This is a genomic window from Massilia sp. YIM B02769 (genome assembly GCF_030411995.1).
Classification (GTDB): Bacteria; Pseudomonadota; Gammaproteobacteria; order Burkholderiales; family Burkholderiaceae_D; genus Telluria.
On the sequence record NZ_JASNRC010000006.1, the window covers coordinates 214,990 to 236,440 of the forward strand.

Sequence of the window (21,451 nt, forward strand, 5' to 3'; positions counted from 1 at the left end):
CGGCTGTGCCGTCCACGCGTTCAACCGGTCCGCGCGTAATCGGACGGTTCGATATTTACCGGTTCATTGAACGCGTGGACGGCGAAAGCCGTCCACCCTACATGTCAACGGCGCGGTTCGTGCGGCCGCCCGATGGGGGCGATCATTCCGCGTCCGGCTTGAAGAACTGAATCACATCTTCCTGCACCCGCGTGCGCTTGAACGGCGGCAGGCTTTGCCAGATGCGCCGCCCATACGGCTTGCTGATCAGGCGCGGGTCGCAAATCATCAGCACGCCGCGGTCCTCGACGTCGCGGATCAGGCGCCCGGCGCCCTGCTTCAGCGTGATGATCGCTTCCGGCAACTGGTGGTGCATGAAGCCGTTCAGCCCCTGCTTTTCCATCACCTCGATGCGCGCCGCCAGCACCGGGTCGTCCGGCGGGGCGAACGGCAGCTTGTCGATGATGACCAGCGACAGCGCGTCGCCGCGCACGTCCACGCCTTCCCAGAAACTCTGGCTCCCCACCAGCACCGCATTCCCGGCATTGCGGAAGGAATCGAGCAACTCGGTGCGCCCGCGCTCGCCCTGCACGAACAGCGGGAAATCCAGCCCGCGCTCGGCGAACTCGGTGCGCAGGCGCTCGGCCACGCGGTTCACCGCGCGTATCGTGGTGCACAGGAAGAAGGTGCGCCCGCCCGCCGCCTCGATCACCGGCAGCGCGTGGTCGACCACGGCATCGGTATAACCCATCGAGTTCGGTTCCGGTAACCCAGTCGGCACATACAGCACGCCCTGCTCGCCGTAGTTGAACGGGCTCGGCCAGGTGCGTGCCGGTTCGCCGGTCAGGCCCATCTGGTCGGAGAAGTGCTTGAAGTCGTTCTTCACTGCCAGCGTCGCCGAGGTGAAGATCCAACTGCGCGGGTTGCCTTCACGCTGGTTCTGGAAGATCGGCGCGATCGACAGCGGTGTCTTGTGCAGCTGCAGCGAGGAATTGAAGGCCTCGACCCAGAGCACGGCCTGCTCGGCTTCCGGTCCCTTGGCTTTCGGGTCGGCCTTCCACGCATCGTAGGCAGCTTTGAGCTCGACCGCGCGCACGCGGCAGGCCTCCAGGGTCTCGGCGCGTTCGGCCTGCTCCTCCAACACGTCGATCAGGCCGTCGAGTTCTTCCTTCAGTTTCACCAGCGCGGGGAAGAAGGCCGAGGTCGGCAACACCTGCGGCAGCGACAAACGGGTGCCGCCTTCCGGGAAGGTCAGGCGCAGGTCGCGCGCGGCCTTTTCGACCACGGTGACAACCTTGGCCCAGTCCGGGCCGCGCGCATGCGCCAGGCCTTCGGCCAGCACGTCGCGGCACAGCTCCAGCACCTGCGAGGTGGACACCGACTGGCCGAAGAACAGGGTCGCAGTGTCCGGCAACTGGTGCGCTTCGTCGAAGATGATGGTGTTGGCCGACGGCAGCAGTTCGGCCACGCCGGTATCCTTCAGCGCCACGTCGGCGAAGAACAGGTGGTGGTTGACCACGACTACGTCGGCCTGCTGGGCTTCGCGGCGCGCCTTCATCACGAAGCAGTCCTGGTAGTACTGGCATTCGGCACCCATGCAGGTGTCGCGCGTGGACGTGACCAGGTTCCAGACGCTGGCGTTTTCCGGCACCTTGGCCAGTTCCGCCTTGTCGCCGGAACTGCTCATCTTGATGAAGCGCGAAATCTCGCGCAGGTGGCCGACGTCGTCGCGCGAGGTCAGGCGCCCGTTCTGCAGCGTGCGCTCCAGGTGGAAATGGCAGAGGTAGTTCGAGCGGCCCTTGAGCAGCGCCACCGACACCGGCGCCTTGAGGGCCTTGCGGATGGTCGGGATATCGCGCAGGAACAATTGATCCTGCAAGTTCTTGGTCCCGGTCGAGACGATGGTCTTGCCGCCCCACAGCAGTGCGGGCACGAGATAGGCGAAGGTCTTGCCGGTACCGGTGCCGGCCTCGGCCATGAGCACCTGCTGGCCATCGATGGCGGCGGCGATGGCTTTCGCCATCTCGGTTTGCGACTGGCGCGGCTTGAAGGTGCCGACGGCGGGCGCGAGCGGGCCGCCGACGCCGAACAGGCGGTCGATTTCTTCGTCGTATTTGCCGGCGGGAGCGGTCGCGTCGGGGGCGTCGGAAGACGACGGCACAACGGACTCGGCAACGCCGGGCACAGGGAGGTGATCGGTCAAAACAGGCTTTTCAAGGAAGTGTAGGCCTCAGGCCGGCACATCCGGCACGAGTTGCATTTTCAGCAAGGTGATATGGTCTTTCAGCTGCAGTTTACGCTTTTTGAGGCGGCGCAATTGTAACTGGTCCGCGTGGCCATCGGCCGTCAGCATCGCGATGACCGCGTCGAGATCACGGTGTTCCACGTCGAGTTCGATAATGCGGCGCTGGATGTCTTGGACATCGGTCATGATGGCGGTTCCAAACAGGTTTTTCAACAGGCGGGGCGGCGGCGGGACTGCAGGCTGGTATTGCACCGGATGAAGCTTGCAACACGGAGGCTTCTCGGTGCATAGTTTAATCTACAGCGACGTTGCCGCCAACAAAGATTGGCCGTCCAGCCACGGAAAGCATCAAAGTTTATGAATCTCTTCAAGATCGAAGCGGGAACTGCGCAACACATCGGGAACCGTCCGCGGCAGAACGACCGGGTCGCCATCCTGAACGGCGCCCGCGCGCCCGGCTATGTGCTGGCCGTGCTGTCCGACGGCATCAACGGCGTGGCCGGGGCCGAGCAGGTGCTGCACACGGCGCGCCAGGTGTTCGACGGCTTCAAGCCGGGCGACGGGCCGAATCCCGAGCGCCTGGCCCAGCTGCTGCGCGACATCGTGCACGAGACCCACATGGTGATCAAGATGAATGCCGTCACCACGGGCGAGGAAGCGCATGCCAGTTTTGTCGGGCTGCTGCTGTCGCCGCATGGCGAGGCGGTGTGGGCGCACGTGGGCGACTCGCGCCTGTACCGGTTCGAGGACGGGCAATGCGCGCTGCGCACGGGTGATGCGGCGTATGTCGAGCACCTGGTGAGCGACCGGCTGCCGCTGGAATCGGCGCGCAACCACCGGCGCTCGAAGCTGCTGCTGAATGTGCTGGGGAATAGCCGCAAGGAGCCGTTTGTCACGGTGGGCATGCATACGGGGGCCGCGGCGGGGGATCAGTTCCTGCTGTGCACCGATGGGCTGTGGCATTTCTTTACGGATGCGGAACTGGGTGCGGCGATCGTGCGGGCGACGCCGCGGCAGGCGTCGGAGATGTTGATCAACAAGGCCGCCGAGCGCTCGCAGGGCAAAGGTGGGAATTGCTCGATGGCGATTGTGAAGCTGGTGAAGCCGGGCTCGGACCTGTAGGGTGGGCACCCCGTGCCCACGCGGACGCCGGCATGGTGTTGGCGTCACAAACGCATGATGTTGGCTTGATTTTGGATGCCATCGGGTGAGGATACGCACGAAAAAAAGCCGGTGGGCACGAGTGCCCACCCTACGAAAGGCAGCGGTAGCGATTTGCGGTAACAGCCGCGCCAGGATTTATTTCGCCGGTGCAGGCTGCTGCCCCGCCGCCTTCTCCTGCTCTTCCTTCGCGCGCTTCGCTTCACGATCCGCCGTGCGCTTGGCCACTTCCTTCTGCTTCTCTTCCGACTTGCGGCGGCGCTCCTCGTACGCGGTGGCGTTCGCGGCGCGCTTCGGCGCCTCCGCCGCTTCTTTCGCGGCGTCCTGCTGTACCTTCTGGTCATGGCGCGCCATGCGCTTGGCCACCGACGACGGACGCGGCGGCGGTGCGGTGGTCGGTACCTTGGGCGGCGGCGGCGGTTCGGTGGCGGCGCGCGCTTCTTCCTCGCGGTAGCGGGCTTCGGCCTCGGCCATCTCGCGGTCGCGTTCCTCGACCTTGTGCTTGCGCTTGAAGTGCTCGGCTTCGATCTCGATGGCGCGCTGCACGGCCAGGGCGCTGCGGCGGCGTTCCTTGGCTTCGTCCAGGCAGTTATTCACGAAGAACTTGTCGTAGCAGACGGCTTCGCGCGCGGCGAAGTTGGCTTCGATGGCGGCGCGTTCGGCGGCCACGGCGGCCAGGCGCTCGTCGGCCTGGGCCACCGTGGTGGTCGGCGAGGACGGGGCCGGCGGCGGCGCCTGGCGCTCGGCGGCGCAGCCGGCCAATAAGGCCAGGACCAGGGTGCAGGCCAGGGACTGTACGTTTCTCATCTTGTTCCTTCGGTCTTTTCTTGTTGTCAGGCGATGGCGTCGGCCGCGCCGCGCCGTTCGGCGAGCATGTACTCGCGCGATTGCATCTCAATGATACGCGAGACCGTGCGGTGGAATTCGTTTGCCAGCATGCCCTGGGTGTATAGCTCTTCCGGCTCGCCCGCGGCCGACATCACCAGCTTGACCTTGTGGTCGTAGAACACGTCGATCAGCCAGGTGAAGCGGCGCGCCTCCGAGGACTGGCCGGCCGACATCTTCGGGATGCCCGACAGGATCACGGTATGGAAGCGCGTGGCCAGTTCCAGGTAATCGTTCTGCGAGCGCGGGCCACCGCACAGGGTGGCGAAGTCGAACCAGATCACCCCGCCGGCGCGGCGCAGGGCGCGGATCTCGCGGTTCTCGATGTGGACGATCGGGCTCTCGTCGGCGGTGTCGGCGACCTTGGCATAGGCGTCGCGCAGCGCGTGGTCCGAGGCGGCGTTCAGCGGCGTGTAGTAGGCCTGCACCTGTTCCAGGGCGCGCTTGCGGTAGTCGTTGCCGGCGTCGACGTTCAGGATGTCGAGCTTTTCCTGCAGCAGCGCGATGGTCGGCAGCATGCGGTCGCGGTGCAGGCCGTCCGGGTACAGGGTGGACGGCTCGTAGTTCGAGGTCATCACGAAGCTGACGCCATTGGCGAACAGGGCCGACAGCAGGTTGTACAGGATCATCGCATCGGCGATGTCGGAGACGTGGAATTCGTCGAAGCAGATCAGGCGGTATTTTTTCGCGATGCGCTTCGCCACTTCGTCGAGCGGGTTGGCGACGCCTTTCAGTTCATCGAGCTGGCCGTGCACGGCGCGCATGAATTCGTGGAAGTGCAGGCGCGTCTTGCGCACCACCGGCACCACCGAATAAAAGGAGTCCATCAGGAAGGACTTGCCGCGCCCCACCCCACCCCACATGTAGACGCCCTTCGGCACGTCGGGACGGTTGATGAGGCGCTTGAAAGCGGACGACCGCTGGGCCTTGTACTGGACCCAGTCGTCGTACGCCTGCTGGAGACGGTCGACCGCGGCCTGCTGGGCGGGGTCGGATTTGAAGCCGCGCTCGGTGAGAGCGTGCTGGTAATACTCTTGGACGTTCATGTGATGTGCAATTCAAGACGTGCGGGGCCGTTGTGGCCACGAACGTGGATAAACGTAGGGTGGGCGCCCTGTGCCCACGCGTGAACGTTGCGCATTGTTGGCCTGCTTGAGCCATCACCACGCACGCGTCACGCGTGGGCACAGGGGCGCCCACCCTACGTCGGCAACGTTATCGGCCGCGGCAGGCTGCTGCGGCCGATCGGTCGTCGCCTAGCTGCTTAGAAGTTCAGCGAACGCTTGTCGACAGCCAGCGCGGCTTCCTTGACGGCTTCCGACAGCGACGGGTGCGCGTGGCAGATGCGGGCGATGTCTTCCGACGAGGCCTTGAATTCCATCGCGACGACGGCTTCCGAGATCAGTTCCGACGCGACCGGGCCCACGATGTGCACGCCCAGGATTTCGTCGGTGGTGGCGTCGGCCAGGAATTTCACCATGCCCGAGGTGTCGCCCAGCGCGCGTGCACGGCCGTTGGCCATGAACGGGAAGGTGCCGGCTTTGTACGCCACGCCTTCGGCCTTCAGCTGCTGCTCGGTCTTGCCGACCCAGGCGATTTCCGGCGAGGTGTAGATGACCCAAGGGATGGTGTTGAAGTTGACGTGGCCGTGCTGGCCGGCGATGCGCTCGGCAACCGCGACGCCCTCTTCTTCCGCCTTGTGCGCCAGCATCGGGCCGCGCACGACGTCGCCCACTGCCCACACGCCCGGCAGGCTGGTGCGGCATTCGTCGTCGACGACCACGAAGCCGCGCTCGTCGAGCTGCAGGCCGACGGCTTCGCCGTTCAGGCCATGCGTGTTCGGCACGCGGCCGATCGAGATGATCAGGCGGTCGAACGTTGCAGTCTGCTCGGCGCCGGTGCTGTCGGCGTAAGCCACGGTGACGTTGTTCTCGCCCTTGGTGATCGCACCGATCTTGCAGCCCAGGTTGATCTTCAGGCCCTGCTTGGTGAACAGTTTATGGGCTTCCTTGGCGATCTGCTCGTCGACAGCGCCCAGGAAGGTCGGCAGGCCTTCGAGCACGGTCACGTCCGCACCCACGCGACGCCACACCGAACCCATTTCCAGGCCAATGACGCCGGCGCCGATCACGCCGAGTTTCGACGGCACGGCTTCGATCGCCAGTGCGCCTTCGTTCGACAGGATCAGTTTCTCGTCGAATTCCGCGCCAGGCAGCTGGCGTGCGTTCGAGCCGGTGGCGACGACCACGTTCTTCGCCGTCAGGGTTGCCGTGGTCGGGCCGCTGACGTTGATGGTGTAGCCTTCGTCAGCCTTGCCGCCGAACGAACCCAGGCCGTGGAAGAACGTCACCTTGTTCTTCTTGAACAGGAACAGGATGCCGTCGTTGTTCTGCTTGACGATGGTGTCCTTGCGCTTGAGCATCTGCGGCAGGTTCAGTTCCAGGCCCGAGACGTTGATGCCGTGCTCGGCGAAGGCGTGGCCGGCGTGCTCGAAGTGTTCCGACGATTGCAGCAGCGCTTTCGACGGGATGCAGCCGACGTTGGTGCAGGTGCCGCCTGGTGCGGGCTTGCCTGCGGCGTTGCTCCATGCATCGATGCAGGCGGTCTTGAAGCCCAGCTGGGCCGCGCGGATGGCGGCGATGTAGCCGCCAGGACCGCCGCCGATGACGACGACGTCGAATTGATTCTCGTTACTCATGAATAGATCCTTATTTATTCTTCTGGGACAAAAATCCACATCAGCAGGTAGACCACTGCCCCGAACCCCGATGTGACGAGGGCGAACAGCAGGAAGACAAGGCGCCAGACCCAGGTCTCCAGGCCCAGCACGCCGTTCAGGCCGCCACAGACGCCGCCGAGCCAGCGCTCGCGCCGCGAGCGGCGCAGCGCGCGTACCTGGGCTTCGAAGCTGTTGAAGCCAGCCTGGAAATCCGGCCCGGCACTCGAGCTGTGATTCGAGCTGTGATTCGACCGATCCTTGTGCAGGTTGACCCGCTCGCCGGCCAGCACCTTCGCCTTGGCCTGTTCGAATTCGGCGTCGCTCAGCGCGCCGGCCTGGTGCAGTTCGTGCAAACGCCGGATTTCATCGGAGATCATGGCATTTCCCTACTGTGATGTGGAAGAAGGCGCCCCACTTGTGCAGGGGGACGCCCTTGCCTTCAAATTACAGGTCGAGCAGCAGGCGTGCCGGATCTTCCAGCGCGTCCTTCATGGCGACCAGGCCCAGCACGGCTTCGCGGCCGTCGATGATGCGGTGGTCGTACGACATCGCCAGGTAGTTCATCGGGCGGATGACGATCTGGCCGTTTTCGACGACGGCGCGGTCCTTGGTCGCGTGCACGCCCAGGATGGCCGACTGCGGCGGGTTGATGATCGGGGTCGACAGCATCGAGCCGAAGGTGCCGCCGTTCGAGATCGAGAAGGTGCCGCCGGACAGGTCGTCCAGGGTCAGCTTGCCTTCTTTCGCCTTGGCGCCGAATTCGCCGATCTTCTTCTCGATCTCGGCGATCGACATCTGGTCGGCGTTGCGCAGGATCGGCACCACCAGGCCGCGCGGCGAACCGACGGCGATACCGATGTCGAAGTAGCCGTGGTAGACGATGTCGTTACCGTCGACCGAGGCGTTCAGGATCGGGTACTTCTTGAGTGCGGCAACGGCGGCCTTGACGAAGAAGGACATGAAGCCCAGCTTGACGCCGTGCTCTTTCTCGAACTTGTCCTTGTACTTGGCGCGCAGGTCCATCACCGGCGCCATGTTGACTTCGTTGAAGGTGGTCAGGATCGCGTTGGTCGACTGCGACTGCAGCAGGCGCTCGGCGATACGGGCGCGCAGGCGGCTCATCGGCACGCGCTCTTCCGGACGGTCGCCCAGCTGGGCCGGGGCCGGTGCGGAAACTTGCTGCAGCGCTGGCCGGGCCGCCGCTGCGGTGGCGGCTGGCGCAGGTGCGGCGGCTGGAGCGGCTGGCTTGTTGGCAACGGCGTTCAGGGCGTCGCCCTTGGTCACGCGGCCGTCGCGGCCGGTGCCGGTGGCATCCGATGCGCTCATGTTGTTGTCGGCCAGGATCTTGGCGGCAGCCGGCATGGCGACGTCGCCTTTCGATCCCGTGCTGGCGGCTGCCGGGGCAGCGGCTGGCGCCGAGATCGATGCGTTTGGAGCGGCCGAAGGAATCGCCTTCACTTCCAGCGGGCTGGTCTGTGCCGAGGCTTCGGTGTCGATGATGGCGATGACTTCGCCGGCGACGACGGTCGCGCCGTCGGCCTTCAGCAGTTGCACGATCACGCCTGCGCCCGGGGCTGGCAGTTCCAGGACCACCTTGTCGGTTTCGATGTCGATCATGTTCTCGTCGCGCGAGACCGGCTCGCCGACTTTCTTGTGCCACGACAGCAGGGTTGCTTCAGCAACCGATTCCGACAACTGGGGGACCTTGACTTCGATTTGTGCCATGTAAAACTCCGTTTGATTATTCTGTTTGTCTATCTGCGAAAACGCCCGATCAGCCTGTGCGGGCCAACCGGGCGGAGACGATCACTTGGTCAGGATAAAGCCCTTGAGCTTCGAGAACGCGGTGTCCAGCAGTTCTTTCTGCTGAGCCACGTGCTTGTCCGAGTAGCCGACGGCCGGAGCCGCCGAGGCCGGACGGCCGGCGTAGGCCAGGCGCTGACCTTCGTCCATGTTTTCGAAGATGTTGTGCTGGATCTGGAACCATGGACCCTGGTTCTGCGGCTCGTCCTGCGCCCACACGATCTCGGTGGCGTTGCTGAACTTCTTCAGTTCGGCAGCGAAGGACTTGTGCGGGAACGGGTACATCTGTTCCATGCGCACGATCGCCACGTCCGAGACGCCGCGGGTCTTGCGTGCGTTGACCAGGTCGTAGTACACCTTGCCCGAGCAGACGATCACGCGCTTGACCTTCGAGGCTTCGATCTTGTCGTCGCACTCGCCGATCACGGTCTGGAAACCGCCCTTGGTCAGGTCCGACAGCGGCGAACCGGCGTCCTTGTTACGCAGCAGCGACTTCGGCGTGAAGATCACCAGCGGCTTGCGGAACGGGCGCACCATCTGGCGGCGCAGCAGGTGGAAGATCTGGGCAGCGGTGGTCGGCTGCACGACTTGCATGTTGTTGTCCGCGCACAGTTGCAGGAAGCGCTCGATGCGGCCCGACGAGTGTTCCGGACCCTGGCCTTCGTAGCCGTGCGGCAGCATCATGACCAGGCCCGAGGCGCGGCCCCACTTCACTTCGCCCGAGGCGATGAACTGGTCGATGACAACCTGCGCGCCGTTCACGAAGTCGCCGAACTGGGCTTCCCAGATGGTCAGGGTGTTCGGTTCGGCGGTCGAGTAGCCGTACTCGAAGCCGAGCACCGCTTCTTCCGACAGCACCGAGTCGATGACCGTGAACTGTGCCTGGTTGTCCGAGACGTTGGCCAGCGGCAGGTAGATACCCTGGTCCCAGCGCTCGCGGTTCTGGTCGTGCAGCACGGCGTGGCGGTGGACAAAAGTGCCGCGGCCCGCATCCTGGCCCGACAGGCGGATCGCGTAGCCCGAAGCCAGCAGCGACGCGAAGCCCAGATGTTCGCCCATGCCCCAGTCGAGGTTCATTTCGCCGCGGCCCATGGTGGCGCGGTCGGCCAGTACTTTTTCGACCAGCGAGTGCGGTTTGAAACCTTCAGGCACCTTGGTGATGCGTTCGGCCAGGCGCTTCAGTTCGGTCAGCGGCACGGCGGTATCGGCGGCGTCGGTCCACTTCTTGTTCAGGAACGGCGCCCAGTCGACGGCGTACTGGTTCTTGAAGTTGGTCAGCACCGGGTCGACCGTGTGCTTGCCGGCGTCCATCGCATCGCGGTAGGCGGCGACCAGCTTGTCGCCTTCGTCGGCGGCCACGGTGCCCTGGGTCGACAGCTTCTCGGCGTACAGCTTGCGGGTACCCGGATGCTTGGCGATCTTCTTGTACATCAGCGGCTGGGTCAGCGCAGGGGTGTCCTGCTCGTTGTGGCCTAGTTTGCGGTAGCAGATGATGTCGACCACGACATCCTTGCCGAACTCGACGCGGTAGTCGAGGGCGATTTGCGTCGCCAGGACCACGGCTTCAGGATCGTCGGCATTCACGTGCAGCACCGGCGCTTCGATCATCTTGACCACGTCCGAGCAGTACAGCGTCGAACGGGCGTCGCGCGGGTCGGAGGTGGTGAAGCCGATCTGGTTGTTGATGACGATGTGGACCGTGCCGCCCGTGCCGTAGCCGCGGGTCTGGGCCAGGTTCAGGGTTTCCATGACCACGCCCTGGCCGGCGAAAGCGGCGTCGCCGTGCACCAGGATCGGCAGCACTTGCTTGCCCTTGCGGTCGCCACGGCGGTCCATGCGCGCCTTGACCGAACCTTCGACGACCGGGTTGACGATTTCCAGGTGCGATGGGTTGAAGGCAAGTGACAGGTGGACCGGGCCGCCCGGGGTCGAGACGTCGCTCGAGAAGCCCTGGTGGTATTTCACGTCGCCCGACGGCAGGTCGTCGGCGTGCTTGCCTTCGAATTCTTCGAACAGTTCCGATGGGGCCTTGCCCAGGGTGTTGACCAGCACGTTCAGGCGGCCGCGGTGGGCCATGCCGATGACGATTTCCTGGATGCCCTTTTCACCGGCGCGCTGGATGGTTTCGTCCATCGAGGCGATGAAGGATTCGCCGCCTTCCAGCGAGAAGCGCTTGGCGCCGACGTACTTGGTATGGAGGTAGCGTTCCAGGCCTTCGGCAGCCGTCAGGCGCTCGAGGATGTGGCGCTTCTTCTCGGCCGAGAAGGTCGGGGTCGAGCGGATCGATTCCAGGCGTTCCTGGATCCAGCGCTTTTCGGTCGGGTCGCTGACGTACATGAACTCCGCGCCGATGGAGCGGCAGTAGGTGTCGCGCAGCATGTTCAGCAGGTCGCGCAGGGATGCGTCGTCGCCGCCGAAGTAGGTGTTGGAGATGTTGAACTTGGTGTCGAGGTCGGCGTCGGTGAAGCCGTAGAACGATGGGTCGAGTTCAGGAATCGGCGGACGTTCCTGGCGCTGCAGCGGGTCCAGGTTGGCCCAGCGCGAGCCGAGGTAGCGGTAAGCGGCGATCAGTTGGGTGACGGCGACGCGCTTGCGGCCCATTTCCGGGTCGGTTTCGGCGGCGGCGCTGACGGTACGGATCGGGCCCTGCTTGGCGCGTTCCGCGAACGAGGCGATGACGGACGAGTGATCCACGTCCGGGCGGTTGCTACCGTCGACAGCAGGCACGTGCTGCATGTTGTCGAAGTAGGCACGCCAGTTCTCCGGGACCGATCCCGGATTGTTCAGGTAGGCCTCGTACAACTCTTCCACGTACGGCGCATTACCGCCGAACAGGTAGGAGTTGGCGTTATATTGTTGCATCATTCTTGCTCACCTTTCTTCGCGCTTCGCGAGTTTGGCGGGTTGGTCTAACCTTCCGCGGCACGGCCTGACCGGTTAGCGGATCGCACTTACAAGACATCAAGTTGTGGGGGAAGGACTGTTGTTGCGACAGGGATATTTCAAGTTCGCTGACATAGCACAATAGCGGCAGGTATTGTAACGCAACATCCGGGTGGCATAGGCGCCACGCTTACTTTTTGTGACATGTTGAGTTGACATGTAGGGTGGACGGCTTTGCCGTCCACGCGTCCAGCCAGCTCCTGCGTCGCCGCGATGCATACGTGATTCGAACGCGTGGACGGGGAACCCGCCTCTCGTGGCCCGGTCCACCCTACGGCCCTCCCGCCTTTTTTGTTGACCGGCTAAATGATAATCGTTATCATTTGCATCGTTCACTCAACAGGAAACTTGCATGTCCGTCCAGAATCCGCCGCGCACCGCAACCGCACCCGCCGCCCTCCCCGGCGCCAAGCGCGCGCTCTGGCTCAAGCAATTGCATCAGTGGCACTGGATCAGTTCGGCCATCTGCCTGATGGCCATGCTCCTGTTCAGCATTACCGGCTTCACCCTGAACCATGCGGCCCAGATCGAATCGAAGCCACGGGTCACGCGCCTGTCCGGCACCGTGCCCGCCGCCCTGCTGCCCGAGCTGCAGGCTTACGCCGAAGAACACGCCGATGCCGAAGCGCCGGTCCCGGCGAAACTCGCCGAATGGGCCAACGGCGCCTTCCCGGTCGACGTCCGCGCCAGAACCGCCGAGTGGAGCGAGGAAGACGGCTACATCGCCCTGCCGCGTCCGGGCGGCGACGCCTGGCTGCGCATCGGCGTCGACGGCAAGGCCGAATACGAAAAAACCGACCGCGGCTGGATCTCGTGGCTGAACGACATGCACAAGGGCCGCAATACCGGCGCCGTGTGGAGCTGGTTCATCGACATCTTCGCGATCGCCTGCATCGTCTTTTGCATCACCGGCTTCCTGATCCTGAAGTACCACGCGGCCAACCGGCCCTCGACCTGGCCCGTGATCGGCCTGGGCATCGTGCTGCCGATCGTGCTGGCGCTGCTGTTTGTTCACTGATCCGAATTTAGTACCCGCGTTCATCAATCATCCCATCTATATAAGAAGGCACTGCATGAAACTGTCTCCATCGCTCGCCGCCCTGTCCCTGCCGCTGATCTCCAGCGGCGCGCTGGCCGCCGACCTGTCCGTCAAGTTCGAACTGCCGCAGATGAACGTGGCCGAGTACCACAAGCCGTATGTGGCGATCTGGATCGAGCGCGCCGACCAGTCGGTCGCCTCGACCCTGGCCGTGCTGTACGACGTCAAGAAGAAAGACAATGCCGGCGAGAAGTGGGTGAAGGACATGCGCACCTGGTGGCGCAAGGCCGGCCGCGAAGCCCAGTTGCCGATCGACGGCGTCTCCGGCGCCACCCGCGCCGCCGGCAGCCACACCATGAGTTTCGGCCCGGCCCGTACCGGCATCGACAAGCTGCCGGCCGGCGACTACAAGCTGGTCATCGAAGCGGCGCGCGAAGCGGGCGGCCGTGAACTGGTGCGCGTGCCCTTCACCCTGCCGGCCAAGGGCAAGGTCGCGGCCAGCGCCAACGGCAAGGAAGAGCTGGGCGCCGTTTCCATCGAAATCAAATAAAGCGGAGTCGACATGCAAACCAACCTGATCAAGCACGGCGTCCTCGCCCTGATCCTGACCGCCACCGCCGGCGCCGCCAGCGCCCACCGTCCCTGGATGGTGCCGACCTCGACCATGGTCGAAAGCAAGAACGCCTGGGTTACTGTCGACGGCGCCATTTCCGAAGGCCTGTTCGACGTCGACCACATGCCGCTGCGCATGAACGGCTTGAGCGTCACCGCGCCGGACGGCACCACCTCGCCGGCGCCGGAAGCCGTGATGGGCAAGATGCGCACCAGCGTCGACATCCCGCTGCCGCAGGACGGCACCTACCGCATCGCCCTGGTCAGCACCAACGTGTTCGGCAGCTACAAGGACGGCAATGAAGTGAAACGCTTCCGCGGCAGCGAAGCCGACTTCAACAAGCAACTGCCGGCCGGCGCCACCGAGGTGAAGAAGACCATCACCAATCAGCGCATCGAGACCTTTGTTTCGGCGAATAAAACCAGCGACGGCGCGCTGAAGCCAACGAATGCCGGCATCGAGATGATCCCGCTGTCCAACCCGAACGATCTGCGCAGCGGCGAAACCCTGCGCGTGCGCTTCCTGCTCGACGGTAAGCCGCTGCCGAAGCTGGCCTTCAGCATGGTGCCGGGCGGCGTGCGCTACCGCGGTGTGCTGGGCGAAGTGCGCCTGACCACCGACGACAAGGGCGAAGCCAGCATCAAGCTGCCGGCGCCGAACATGTACTGGGTGAACGCGGTCTATCCGCCGGCCCCGGGCAAGGGCGCGCCGCCGTCGGACGCGCCGGAAACCCGCCGCTTCGCCTACACCGGCTCGCTCGAGATCCTGCCGGAGTAATCCGCTTTGCCCCACGGGGACGCCATTGCCGGCGTCCCCGCTTTTCCTATTCCATGCGCCAGGTCCTCGTTCCCCTCGCTATCGATCCCTCCCCGCCTCCCGCCGGCAGCACGCTGTTCGACGCGGCCGGTTCGACCATGGGCACGCGCTGGTCGGCGCGGCTGATGTTGCCGCCTGGCGTGCGCAGCAAACTCGGCGAACGGATGCAGGCGGAACTCGACGGCATCGTGGACGAGATGAGCCACTGGCTGCCCGACTCCGTGCTGGGCCGCTACAACCGCGCCCCGGCCGGCAGCTGGATCGCGATTGGGCCGCGCTTTGCCGAGGTGCTCGATTACGCGCTCGGCGTGTTCGAGGCCAGCGGCGGCGCCTACGATCCCTACGCCGGCGCCCTGGTCAATTTGTGGGGCTTCGGCCCCGAACGCCGCTACGACCAGGCCGGCTTCCATGCGCCGGCGCCCGAAGCCGTGCAGGACGTGCTGGCCCAGCGCGCCGCCTTCCATCCCGTCTTCGACCGCGCAGGCCAGCGCCTGCTGCAGCCTGGCGGCGCCTTGCTCGATTTGTCCTCGGTAGCGAAAGGCTATGCCGTCGACCGCCTGGCGTTTTGCCTGGAGCAGCATGGCGTGCGCCATTACGTGGTCGAGATCGGCGGCGAGCTGCGCGGCGCCGGCACCAAGCCCGATGGCCAGCCCTGGTGGGTGACGCTGGAGGGCGTGCCGGGCGCGGAGAGCGTCGAAACCGTCGCCGCCCTGCACGGTTTAGCGGTTGCCACCTCGGGCGACTACCGCCGCTACTTCGAGCAGAACGCGCGCCGCGCCTCGCACACGCTCGACCCGCGCAGCGGCTACCCGATCGCCAATGACGTCGCATCAAGCACCGTGCTGCACGCCAGCTGCATGGCGGCCGATGCGCTTTCTACCACCATCACCGTGCTCGGCGCCGGGGCCGGTTTGGCGTTTGCCGAAGAACGCGGCCTGGCGGCGCGCCTGCTGCTGCGCCGCGAGCGCAGCCATGGCCTGGAAGAAATCACGACAAGCGCCTGGCGCGCCATGCTGCAATGATGACCATCGATCCGATGCGCTGGGGCGCCGCCCTGGCCCTGCTGGCTGCCTACGGCGGCATGTGCGCCACCCTGCTGCGCCGTCCGAAAGCGGCAAGCCTGCCGGCGCCGGTGGAAGGCGACTGGCTGGTGGTCTACGCCAGCCAGACCGGCAACGCCGAATTCCTGGCGCAGCAGACCGCCGCCACCCTGGCCACCGGCGGCCTGAACGCGCGCGCGGTGTGCATCTCCAGCCTCGCCCCGGCGGCGCTCACTCGCGCCACGCGCGTCCTGTTCATCGCCAGCACCTATGGCGAAGGCGACGCCCCCGACAGCGCCGCGCGCTTCGCCGGCGTGACCATGGCGCAGGACGCCGACCTCTCGCAACTGCACTACGGCGTGCTGGCCCTGGGCGACAGCAGCTACACGAACTACTGCGGCTTCGGCCGGGCGCTGGACGCCTGGCTGGGTGCGCGCGGCGCTACCCCGCTGTTCGAGCGCATCGAGGTCGACCGCGCCAGCGGCGAGGCCATCGCCAACTGGCAGCACCAGTTGAGCCACCTGGCCGGGACCAGCGACGCGCCGGACTGGGAAGCGCCGGCCTACGGCCACTGGCGCATCCTCGAACGTACCCTGCTCAACCCAGGCAGCGCCGGCGCCCCTCTGTACCGCATTGCGCTGGCGCCACGCGGCGAGGCCCTGCCCGATTGGGAAGCCGGCGACCTGGTCCAGGTGTGCGCGCCAAGCGATCCGGATTTGCCGCGCGAGTATTCGATCGCCTCGGTTCCATCCGAGGGCAAGCTGGAACTGCTGGTGCGCCTGCAACGCCACGAAGACGGCAGCGCCGGCGCGGCATCGGGCTGGCTCTGCCTGGATGCGACGTTTGACGACACGGTCGCCCTGCGCGTGCGCGCCCATGCGCGCTTCCGCCTCGGCGAGAACGCGGCGCGCCCCTTGATCCTGATCGGCAACGGCACCGGCCTGGCCGGCCTGCGCGCCCACCTCAAGGCGCGCATCGACGCCGATGTGGTCGACAACTGGCTGGTGTTCGGCGAGCGCAATGCCGCGCACGACTTCCTGTGCCGCGACGAACTGCAGGGCTGGGTGGCCGGCGGCCAGCTGGCGCGCCTCGACCTCGCCTTTTCGCGCGACGGCGACGGGCCGCGCTACGTACAGCACGTGCTGGCCGAACGCAGCGCCGAACTGCGCGAGTGGACGTCGCGCGGCGCCGCCATCTACGTCTGCGGCAGCCTGCAGGGGATGGCGACTGGCGTGCATCAGTCACTCGCAAGCGTCCTGGGCGCGGAAGCATTGGACGAGCTTGCAACCCAGGGCCGCTACCGCCGCGACGTATACTGAAGTCCGCAGATGCTGTGCATAAAGGCTGCGCTGCCCGATTCCGAGGCGCGCAGAACAATCCCTTTTAAATCAATTACTTGATCTTCTGCAATGGCAGTGACACACAAGTTTATCCACAGTTTCTGTGAAGAACTTGGCCCTTGACAGCGTCATTCCAGCATGGCGACACCGGCGCTTATGCTGCGGCATAGTATGGCTGAGCTTGAAACAATAACTCGCTTTCCAACAAGAAATACCATCTCCTGCGTCGCCCCACCGTGAGGATTCCATGCGTTTTCTTTCGAAACTCGTTTTGGCCAGCGCCTGCCTCCTCGGCAGCATGGCCGCCACCGCCGCCGATGCCAGCGACCCCACCGGCCACTATTACCTGAGCGGCATGACCGAAGTCGGCTCCGAACTGCTGCTGAAGAAATCCGGCGAATTCGAGTGGGTGCTGATGTACGGCGCCACCGACATGGCGGCGCAAGGCACCTGGAAGCGCGACGGCCAGCGCATCGTCCTCACGCCGCATACCCCGCGGCCCGGCAAATTCCGGCTGTTCACCGAATCCGAACTCTCGATCAAGAAAGACCCACGCCAGGGCATCGGGGTCGCCATTGTCGGCGTGCCGTCGACCGGCCCGGTGGGCGGCATCGAGGTGCAGTTCGAAAGCGTTTCAGGCCGCAAGGCCAGCGCGGTCAGCGGTCCGAACGGCGACGCCATCGCCCAGATGCCCGGTACTGAAACCTGGAAGCGCGCCGGCCTGCGCCGTGCCGGCAGCAAGGACGCGTGGACCTGGTTCGAGGTGCCAGCCGAACGCGCCCGCAAGCGCATTGCCGGCTTCGTGGTGCTGAATCCGGGCGAACTGCAGCCGGCGCCGTTCAAGACCCTGAGCCTGTCGTCCAGCAAGGGGCAGCTGAGCGTGGACGACAATCCCATGGGCCTGCGCGGCACCTACGCAAAAGGATCGGCCACGGACTGAGCTTGCCCGGCCGCACGGCAGGGCAAGGCACACACGGACCGGATATTCGCTGCCGCCCGCGCGTGAAAATCGAGAAACCGGCCGGTCTTCCAGTCGAGTGCAAGCAGGGCCGCCAACGATGCAACGGGCCCGTCAGGCGATGGGCAGCCTGGAATGGGCCTGGCACAGTTCATCATGCAGCCGTTGCACTGCTTGCGCGGCCGGCGTGCTGGCGCCCTTGCCGATCGACTCGATATAGCGGCAGGCGGCAAACCCTGTGGCTGCGCGGTCATAGCGTTCCAGCCATGCACGCCGTTCCGGCAGCCGCTCGGGCGAGACCGGCCAGGTGCCGGGCCGCGGCCTCATATGGTCCCCGATGCCGATGCGCCAGGGTTTGGCCGACACGCGTGCCCTGAAACAGTGCTGGTTCAAGCACATGGCCGCGTACACAGGATCGGCGGCCAGCGCCTGGAAGCATACGGCCACCTCGGCTTCCAGCGGATCGAACAGGCGATGGGTCGCGAGCAGGCGCAAGCCGGCGGGCGTACGATAGAGGTGAACCAGCCAGTCCGGACGCGTGCCCATGAAGCGCAGAATGTTTGCGCGGGCAACTGCCTCCGGCCCACCCCGGACCCGGACAGCCAGGCGATGGATACGCTCCGCAATCGGGAACGACAACACCAGGGCCAACAGAACGCCGACCACGGCTGCGGCCAGCAAGCTGCCAAGGCTCTTCCCGGCCACCGCCATCAGAACCAGCATCACCGCAGCGGCTGCGAGCAGGAACAGTGCAGCGCCCCAGACCATGCGCTTGCCAGGGCCATCATTGAAATCGATGTCGACGAACAGCACGTTCGGCGTATTGATGCAGCGTGCGCCATAGGCATTGCGGGTAATGACAGTTTCGCCGACGCGGTCGACAACCTCCTCCCGGATCGGCAGCCCCTCGCCGCCGTTGTACGGCACCTTGCGCTCGCGTCGCGGCAAGGGTCCGCCGGAGGCGGCGCGCGCCAGCGCTTCGTCGACACGCCGCTGGGCATTCTGCTGTGCATCCTCCTGGCTGGCGTCGGACCAGCCAAAACGCCTGACCGTGATCTGCTTGCCCTTGCGGCGATATCGGGCTCTCGCTTCGGCCCAGAAGCTGGGAACGGTCATCATGCGCCGGCCTGCCGGAGTCGTTGTCGATGCAATTCCATTGTTTGCGTGTTTGTTCTCGATGATCTGGCGCCGTCAAAATGCCTTTGCAGCCCGCCATCCTGGTTGATCGCAAATCGGCCGCACGTTTGAGTGTACGAGATTGTTGCTATCCGGACAAAAAGAATGGCGAGCAGGGATCATGGTACGGCGTCGAAACCGATGCATGTACAGGCTTCGGACGTGAATGCCACCGTTGCATTTCTACCACGCTATATCCCGGCGTCTCGCTTAGCTTCTATCCTGCACAACACTTTTCACCCGCACCGGGTAAATACCCGATCATAAGAACGCGAATGATAACAATTCTCATTTACAAAAATAAAAATGCTTACTAGAATGTTGACCAGTGCACAAAACCACGCCGCGGTCCGCTGACGGCGTCCCATAAAAACCGAGAGAAGAACAGGAACAGAGATGCAAACGATCAAGAGCCGCAAGCATGGCCACAGCCGCTTCCAACACCATATGAGCGCCGCCCTGGCAACGATGCTGCTGCCGCTCGCGGCCCAGGCCGCCGACACCGTGCCGCCGGCGCCGGACGAGGTGCCTTCCGGCCCGATCTCGCGGGTGGAAGTGGCCGGCAAGACCGAAAACGACTTCAAGGCCGAGCGCCCTTCCTCGCCGAAGTACACCGAAAAACTGGTCGACACCGCGCAGACCGTGCAGGTCATCAAGAAGGAAGTCTTCGAGCAGCAAGGCGCCCTGACCCTGACCGAGGCGCTGCGCAACACCCCGGGCGTCGGCGCCTTCTTCCTGGGCGAGAACGGCAACACGAATACCGGCGACGCCATCTTCATGCGCGGCTTCGACACCTCGGGCAGCATCTTCGTGGACGGCGTGCGCGACGTCGGCTCGATCTCGCGCGACGTCTTCAACCTGGAACAGATCGATGTCCTGAAAGGCCCGGCCGGCACCGACAGCGGGCGCGGTTCGCCAACCGGCTCGGTCAACCTGGTCACCAAAAAGGCGCGGATGGAGAACTTCATGGGCGGTTCGGTCACTGGCGGCAGCGCCTCGCAAAAACGCGTGACGGCCGACGTCAACCAGGTCATCGACGCCGAGCGCGGCATCTCGGCGCGCCTGAACGTGGTGGCCCAGGATTCGGGCCGCGCCGCGCGCGACGTGGTCAACGACAAGCGCTGGGCGGTGGCGCCGAGCGTCGGCTTCGGCCTGAACGGCCCGACCCGCGTGGTGCTCGACTACCTGCACGTCGACCAGGACAACATCCCCGACGGCGGCGTGCCGACAGTCGGCCTGCCCGGCTACACCACGCCGGTGGCCACCAAGCCGGAACTGAATACTGCGCCGCGCGTCGATCCGAAGAACTTCTACGGTACGGACCGCGACTACGACAAGGTGAAAGCCGACATGGCGACCGTGCGCGTCGAGCACGACTTCTCGCCGAGCTTCAAACTGCACAACATCTCGCGCTACGGCCGCACCAGCCAGGACTACCTGCTGTCGGCCTTCCTGGCCAGCGGCGCCAACGTCGATACCCGCAACAACGGTCCGCAGTCGGACTGGACCCTGGTGCGCAATACCCGTACCGTCAAGGACCAGACCAACCGCATCCTGACCAACCAGACCGCGCTGACCTCGATGTTCGATACCGGTTCGCTGCGCCACACCCTGGTGACCGGCATCGAGCTGACCAATGAGAAGCAGATCACCTACAGCCTGACCGGCCTGGGCACCCTGCCGCCCGCCAACCTGTACAACCCGGATGCGAACGTCGCGATCGGGAACTTCAACCCGACCCGCACCGGCGCCTACAACAAGGGCGAGATCGACACCCAGAGCCTGTACGCCTTCGACACCATCAAGGTCGGCGAGCGCTGGATCTTCAACGGCGGCATTCGCGCCGACCATTACAGCGGCGACTACACCGTCGTCGGCGCGCCTGTGACCGCCAACGGCGCAACCACCTACCCGGTGACCCACTTCAGCGTCGGCGACACGGTCTACAACGGCAAGCTGTCGGCGCTGTACAAACCGACCACCTGGAGCAGCGTCTACGTCATGGCCGCCAGCTCGAAGGCACCGCCAGGATCGAGCTTCACGGTGTCGGGCAACGTCAACAGCGCCCAGAACCCGATCTACGATCCGCAGGAAACCTTGACCTATGAATTCGGCGGCAAGCTCGACCTGTTCAAGGGCAAGCTGGGCCTGAGCGCCGCGCTGTTCCGCACCGACGTCGAGAACGAGGTCGAGCAGGACCCGGTCGACCAGACCTGGTCGCAGACCGGCAAGAAGCGCGTGCAGGGCGTGGAACTGGGCGCGACCGGCGAACTGGCGCGCAACTGGCTGATCAGCGCGGGCTACACCTACATGGACACCAGCATCGAATCGGGCCGCCTGCTCACCGCCAATGGCGACAATGCGCTGACCTACACGCCGAAGCAGTCGTTCAACCTGTGGACCTCGTACCAGTTGCCGATGGGCGTCAAGATCGGCGGTGGCGCACGCTTCAACGACAAGCTCCTGCGCGGCACCGACGGCGCCGTCGGCACCCCGAAATACACCGAGTCCTACTGGGTGTTCGATGCCGTGGCCTCGTACGAAATCAACCGCAACATCGACCTGCGCCTGAACGTCTACAACATCTCGGACGAGCGCTACGTCGCCAGCATCAACAAAAGCGGCTACCGCTACACCCCGGGCACGCCGCGCTCGGCCAGCCTGACGGCCAACTTCCGTTTCTAAGCAGCTGCACGCTTTACAAGTACAGCAACCTCCTTGCTGGTTTGACGCC

The 21,451-nt window shown here is 65.0% G+C and carries 17 protein-coding genes; 8 read left to right on the forward strand and 9 right to left on the reverse strand.

Features of this window, described 5'->3' with window-relative positions; translation table 11 throughout:
- Positions 1-142 precede the first annotated feature (142 nt).
- Complete coding sequence (locus tag QPK31_RS11670; RefSeq protein WP_308633762.1) at positions 143-2,182, reverse strand: ATP-dependent DNA helicase; 2,040 nt, start codon at positions 2,180-2,182, stop codon at positions 143-145.
- Positions 2,183-2,209: 27 nt separating this feature from the next.
- The gene (locus QPK31_RS11675; RefSeq protein WP_056333185.1) at positions 2,210-2,410 is read right to left on the reverse strand and encodes a YdcH family protein; all 201 of its coding nucleotides are present in this window, start codon (positions 2,408-2,410) and stop codon (positions 2,210-2,212) included.
- 171 nt (positions 2,411-2,581) lie between these two features.
- Here QPK31_RS11675 and QPK31_RS11680 point away from each other — a divergent pair, with 171 nt between their 5' ends.
- The gene (locus QPK31_RS11680) at positions 2,582-3,346 is read left to right on the forward strand and encodes a PP2C family serine/threonine-protein phosphatase (RefSeq protein WP_290423102.1); all 765 of its coding nucleotides are present in this window, start codon (positions 2,582-2,584) and stop codon (positions 3,344-3,346) included.
- A gap of 177 nt (positions 3,347-3,523) precedes the next feature.
- Here the strand turns inward: QPK31_RS11680 and QPK31_RS11685 are convergent, their stop codons facing one another.
- From QPK31_RS11685 to QPK31_RS11710, 6 genes are all read right to left on the reverse strand, one after another.
- A complete protein-coding gene (locus QPK31_RS11685; protein WP_290423103.1) occupies positions 3,524-4,192 on the reverse strand; it encodes a hypothetical protein in 669 nt (222 codons plus the stop codon).
- Positions 4,193-4,218: 26 nt separating this feature from the next.
- Positions 4,219-5,316 carry a cell division protein ZapE gene (gene zapE, locus QPK31_RS11690; RefSeq protein ID WP_290423104.1) on the reverse strand — a complete coding sequence of 366 codons (1,098 nt, stop codon included), beginning with the start codon at positions 5,314-5,316 and terminating at the stop codon, positions 4,219-4,221.
- Between the two features lie 218 nt (positions 5,317-5,534).
- A complete protein-coding gene (gene lpdA, locus QPK31_RS11695; RefSeq protein ID WP_290423105.1) occupies positions 5,535-6,968 on the reverse strand; it encodes a dihydrolipoyl dehydrogenase in 1,434 nt (477 codons plus the stop codon).
- Positions 6,969-6,982: 14 nt separating this feature from the next.
- On the reverse strand, positions 6,983-7,366 hold the full coding sequence (locus QPK31_RS11700; protein WP_290423106.1) for a PspC domain-containing protein: 384 nt from the start codon (positions 7,364-7,366) through the stop codon (positions 6,983-6,985).
- A 67-nt stretch (positions 7,367-7,433) separates the two neighbouring features.
- On the reverse strand, positions 7,434-8,714 hold the full coding sequence (gene odhB, locus QPK31_RS11705) for a 2-oxoglutarate dehydrogenase complex dihydrolipoyllysine-residue succinyltransferase (RefSeq protein WP_290423107.1): 1,281 nt from the start codon (positions 8,712-8,714) through the stop codon (positions 7,434-7,436).
- A gap of 81 nt (positions 8,715-8,795) precedes the next feature.
- Positions 8,796-11,657, reverse strand: coding sequence for a 2-oxoglutarate dehydrogenase E1 component (locus QPK31_RS11710; protein WP_290423108.1), 2,862 nt, complete (start codon positions 11,655-11,657; stop codon positions 8,796-8,798).
- A gap of 430 nt (positions 11,658-12,087) precedes the next feature.
- Between QPK31_RS11710 and QPK31_RS11715 the strand changes: the two genes are divergently transcribed.
- From QPK31_RS11715 to QPK31_RS11740, 6 genes are all read left to right on the forward strand, one after another.
- The gene (locus tag QPK31_RS11715; RefSeq protein ID WP_290423109.1) at positions 12,088-12,753 is read left to right on the forward strand and encodes a PepSY-associated TM helix domain-containing protein; all 666 of its coding nucleotides are present in this window, start codon (positions 12,088-12,090) and stop codon (positions 12,751-12,753) included.
- Between the two features lie 55 nt (positions 12,754-12,808).
- Positions 12,809-13,324 (forward strand): DUF2271 domain-containing protein, encoded by a 516-nt coding sequence (locus tag QPK31_RS11720; protein ID WP_290423110.1) that lies wholly within the window; start codon positions 12,809-12,811, stop codon positions 13,322-13,324.
- A gap of 12 nt (positions 13,325-13,336) precedes the next feature.
- Positions 13,337-14,164, forward strand: a complete 828-nt coding sequence (locus QPK31_RS11725) for a DUF4198 domain-containing protein (RefSeq protein ID WP_290423111.1) — start codon at positions 13,337-13,339, stop codon at positions 14,162-14,164.
- A gap of 53 nt (positions 14,165-14,217) precedes the next feature.
- Entirely contained in the window at positions 14,218-15,225 is a 1,008-nt protein-coding gene (locus tag QPK31_RS11730; RefSeq protein WP_290423112.1) for an FAD:protein FMN transferase, read from the forward strand.
- The gene (locus QPK31_RS11735; protein WP_290423113.1) at positions 15,222-16,562 is read left to right on the forward strand and encodes a sulfite reductase subunit alpha; all 1,341 of its coding nucleotides are present in this window, start codon (positions 15,222-15,224) and stop codon (positions 16,560-16,562) included. The genes QPK31_RS11730 and QPK31_RS11735 overlap by 4 nt, the downstream gene beginning before the upstream one ends.
- A 268-nt stretch (positions 16,563-16,830) precedes the next feature.
- On the forward strand, positions 16,831-17,523 hold the full coding sequence (locus QPK31_RS11740) for a hypothetical protein (RefSeq protein ID WP_290423114.1): 693 nt from the start codon (positions 16,831-16,833) through the stop codon (positions 17,521-17,523).
- Between the two features lie 132 nt (positions 17,524-17,655).
- Here the strand turns inward: QPK31_RS11740 and QPK31_RS11745 are convergent, their stop codons facing one another.
- On the reverse strand, positions 17,656-18,660 hold the full coding sequence (locus QPK31_RS11745; protein WP_290423115.1) for a hypothetical protein: 1,005 nt from the start codon (positions 18,658-18,660) through the stop codon (positions 17,656-17,658).
- Positions 18,661-19,113: 453 nt separating this feature from the next.
- Between QPK31_RS11745 and QPK31_RS11750 the strand changes: the two genes are divergently transcribed.
- Positions 19,114-21,402, forward strand: coding sequence for a catecholate siderophore receptor Fiu (locus tag QPK31_RS11750; protein WP_290423116.1), 2,289 nt, complete (start codon positions 19,114-19,116; stop codon positions 21,400-21,402).
- The last annotated feature ends 49 nt before the right edge of the window (positions 21,403-21,451 follow it).

Bases quoted from the DNA above. Each gene is read 5' to 3' on its own strand.
- QPK31_RS11675 (WP_056333185.1), bottom strand. From the start codon at position 2,410: ATGACCGATGTCCAAGACATCCAGCGCCGCATTATCGAACTCGACGTG.
- QPK31_RS11680 (WP_290423102.1), top strand. From the start codon at position 2,582: ATGAATCTCTTCAAGATCGAAGCGGGAACTGCGCAACACATCGGGAAC.
- QPK31_RS11685 (WP_290423103.1), bottom strand. From the start codon at position 4,192: ATGAGAAACGTACAGTCCCTGGCCTGCACCCTGGTCCTGGCCTTATTG.
- zapE (WP_290423104.1), bottom strand. From the start codon at position 5,316: ATGAACGTCCAAGAGTATTACCAGCACGCTCTCACCGAGCGCGGCTTC.
- lpdA (WP_290423105.1), bottom strand. From the start codon at position 6,968: ATGAGTAACGAGAATCAATTCGACGTCGTCGTCATCGGCGGCGGTCCT.
- QPK31_RS11700 (WP_290423106.1), bottom strand. From the start codon at position 7,366: ATGATCTCCGATGAAATCCGGCGTTTGCACGAACTGCACCAGGCCGGC.
- odhB (WP_290423107.1), bottom strand. From the start codon at position 8,714: ATGGCACAAATCGAAGTCAAGGTCCCCCAGTTGTCGGAATCGGTTGCT.
- QPK31_RS11710 (WP_290423108.1), bottom strand. From the start codon at position 11,657: ATGATGCAACAATATAACGCCAACTCCTACCTGTTCGGCGGTAATGCG.
- QPK31_RS11715 (WP_290423109.1), top strand. From the start codon at position 12,088: ATGTCCGTCCAGAATCCGCCGCGCACCGCAACCGCACCCGCCGCCCTC.
- QPK31_RS11720 (WP_290423110.1), top strand. From the start codon at position 12,809: ATGAAACTGTCTCCATCGCTCGCCGCCCTGTCCCTGCCGCTGATCTCC.
- QPK31_RS11725 (WP_290423111.1), top strand. From the start codon at position 13,337: ATGCAAACCAACCTGATCAAGCACGGCGTCCTCGCCCTGATCCTGACC.
- QPK31_RS11730 (WP_290423112.1), top strand. From the start codon at position 14,218: ATGCGCCAGGTCCTCGTTCCCCTCGCTATCGATCCCTCCCCGCCTCCC.
- QPK31_RS11735 (WP_290423113.1), top strand. From the start codon at position 15,222: ATGATGACCATCGATCCGATGCGCTGGGGCGCCGCCCTGGCCCTGCTG.
- QPK31_RS11740 (WP_290423114.1), top strand. From the start codon at position 16,831: ATGCGTTTTCTTTCGAAACTCGTTTTGGCCAGCGCCTGCCTCCTCGGC.
- QPK31_RS11745 (WP_290423115.1), bottom strand. From the start codon at position 18,660: ATGATGACCGTTCCCAGCTTCTGGGCCGAAGCGAGAGCCCGATATCGC.
- QPK31_RS11750 (WP_290423116.1), top strand. From the start codon at position 19,114: ATGCAAACGATCAAGAGCCGCAAGCATGGCCACAGCCGCTTCCAACAC.